The sequence below is a fragment of the Streptomyces sp. NPDC055078 genome (assembly GCF_053607985.1).
On the sequence record NZ_JBSGUP010000940.1, the window covers coordinates 1 to 2,358 of the forward strand.

Genomic DNA, 2,358 nt, shown 5'->3' on the forward strand with positions numbered 1-2,358 from the left:
GCCAGGGCCTGGCCGATGTGGTGCCCCGCCCGCTGAAGTACGACCACCCCTTCACCTACTGGGACTACCGCCAGCTCGGATTCCCGAAGAACCGCGGTATGCGCATCGACCTCGTCTACGGCAACGGCCCGTTCGCCGAAGCGGTCAAGGACAGCTATGTCGACCGCGAGGAGCGCAAGGGCAAGGGCGCGTCCGACCACGCTCCCGTGGTCGTGGATCTGGACATCTGACATCTGTTGACGCGTGCCCGGTGGTGCGCCCGGCCGCAGGGATGCGAGGCTGAGTGGTATGAACATCCCTTTCTTGGACAACTGGCTCAAGCGGCACGGTGGAGAGCAGCAGCGTGATGATCTCGCCGCCGAGAGCGACCCGGAGCGCGCGGCGGCCATCGCCGAGCTGCTCTCCGAGTGCGAGCTGCTGCGTGTCCGAGCGGGGCGACTGGGGCTGGAACTGGACGATTCACCGGCGTCCTTGACCGCCCTCGACCAGCTGCCGCCGCGCTGGCGGGACGACCCGGAGGAGCTGCCCTGGCTGGGCAATGACGCCGGTCTCTACCTCGGTACGGTGATCGTGCGGACGGTCGCGGGCGCGAGCTGGCACATCTGGCCGGGCGGTCACCCGGTGGTGCGGCTCGCCTCGGGCCGGGAGATCAGTGTGGTGGAGGCCGGGCTGGAATGGGCGGTCAACGGCGCCCCCCAGCTCGCCCAGGTGTACGCGGAGGCGGCCGAGGCGTAAGGGGGCCCCGGGCCCGGTACCTGGGGTACGGCGCCCGGCCGGCCCCGCGTCCCGGCCCGGCCGGGCCCCCGCACCCCGTCCCGTCCCGCCCCGGACGGGCGCCCCCGCACCCCCGCTCCGGGCAGGCGCCCGTACCGGCTCCGTACCCGCCCCGTACCGGCATTCCGGTGCGGTCCGAACGGGTACCCGGAATCGTCCGAACTGAGGCCCGAAATCCGGTGGGCTCAGCGCTCCAATAAATACGGCTTATGCCCTATTTATGCGTGTCGGGTGTGAAGTCCCTTATCGGGGTGGATAGTTTGCGCTGACCTCGACACCGCGATGAGTGAGTAGGGCAGCGTATGGCCGTCGTCGATCCGTTGATCGAACTGCGGGACGTCAACAAGTACTACGGACAGTTGCACGTTCTCCAGGACATCAATCTCACCGTCGGACGCGGGGAGGTGGTGGTGGTCATCGGGCCCTCCGGCTCGGGGAAATCGACGCTCTGCCGGACGATGAACCGGCTGGAGACCATCGAGTCGGGCACTATCACCATCGACGGCGAGCCGCTGCCGGCCGAGGGCAAGGGACTCGCCCGGCTGCGGGCCGATGTCGGCATGGTCTTCCAGTCGTTCAATCTCTTCGCCCACAAGACCGTGCTGGCCAATGTCTCGCTCGCACCGCTCAAGGTCCGGGGCCGGAAGAGGGAGGACGCCGACCGGCGCTCCCGCGAACTGCTGGAGCGCGTCGGACTCGCCGACCAGGCCGACAAGTACCCCGCCCAGCTCTCCGGCGGCCAGCAGCAGCGCGTGGCCATCGCCCGCGCCCTGGCCATGGAACCCAAGGTCATGCTCTTCGACGAGCCCACCTCCGCGCTCGACCCCGAGATGATCAACGAAGTCCTTGAGGTGATGCAGCAACTCGCCCGGGACGGAATGACCATGGTCGTCGTCACCCATGAGATGGGCTTCGCCCGCTCCGCCGCCAACCGCGTCATCTTCATGGCCGACGGCCGCTGTATCGAGGACCGCACCCCGGAGGACTTCTTCACCCATCCGCAGACCGACCGGGCCAAGGACTTCCTCTCCAAGATCCTCAAGCACTGACGGGGGGTGCGGTACCGATGACACGTACACGACGCGCCCTTGTGGCGCTGACACTCACCCTCGCCGCCCTGACGGCCGCCGCCTGCGGCAAGGAGGGCAGCCCGCCGGTCAAGGGCCCACAGCCGGAGGAACTGCCGCGCTACCAGGTGGACACCGGCTTCCGGCTGCCCGAGTCCCCGACCTGGCGCAAGGCGAAGAAACGCGGCCACTTCGTCGTCGGGGCGAAGGAGGACCAGCCCTACCTCGGGGAGAAGGACCCGGCCTCCGGCCGGTTCTCCGGCTTCGACATCGAGATCGCCAAGATGGTCTCCGCCTCGCTCGGCCTCGCCCCCGCGCGGATCCGCTTCCGCGCCATCGCCTCCGCGAACCGCGAAACCGCCCTCCAGAACGGCCAGATCGACTACTACGTCGGCACCTACACCATCAACGACATGCGCAAGAAGCTCGTCGGCTTCGCGGGCCCCTACTATCTCGCCGGGCAGTCCCTGCTGGTGCGCACCGACGAGGACGACATCAAGGGCCCCCAGGACCTCGC

The 2,358-nt window shown here is 68.7% G+C and carries 3 protein-coding genes and 1 pseudogene; all 4 read left to right on the forward strand.

Annotated elements, in window-relative coordinates; genetic code table 11:
* A pseudogene (locus ACWF94_RS38840) lies at window positions 1–230 on the forward strand (exodeoxyribonuclease III); the annotation flags it as partial.
* 58 nt (window positions 231–288) lie between these two features.
* Window positions 289–735 (forward strand): DUF6278 family protein, encoded by a 447-nt coding sequence (locus ACWF94_RS38845; protein WP_453499748.1) that lies wholly within the window; start codon window positions 289–291, stop codon window positions 733–735.
* Between the two features lie 341 nt (window positions 736–1,076).
* Entirely contained in the window at window positions 1,077–1,823 is a 747-nt protein-coding gene (locus tag ACWF94_RS38850) for an amino acid ABC transporter ATP-binding protein (protein WP_453499750.1), read from the forward strand.
* A 17-nt stretch (window positions 1,824–1,840) separates the two neighbouring features.
* Window positions 1,841–2,358: transporter substrate-binding domain-containing protein (locus ACWF94_RS38855; protein ID WP_453499752.1), on the forward strand; the 518-nt coding region annotated here is incomplete at its 3' end.

What these genes read in the sequence shown, in the direction of transcription:
- ACWF94_RS38850 (WP_453499750.1), top strand. Translation starts at nt 1,077, where the DNA reads ATGGCCGTCGTCGATCCGTTGATCGAACTGCGGGACGTCAACAAGTAC.
- ACWF94_RS38845 (WP_453499748.1), top strand. Translation starts at nt 289, where the DNA reads ATGAACATCCCTTTCTTGGACAACTGGCTCAAGCGGCACGGTGGAGAG.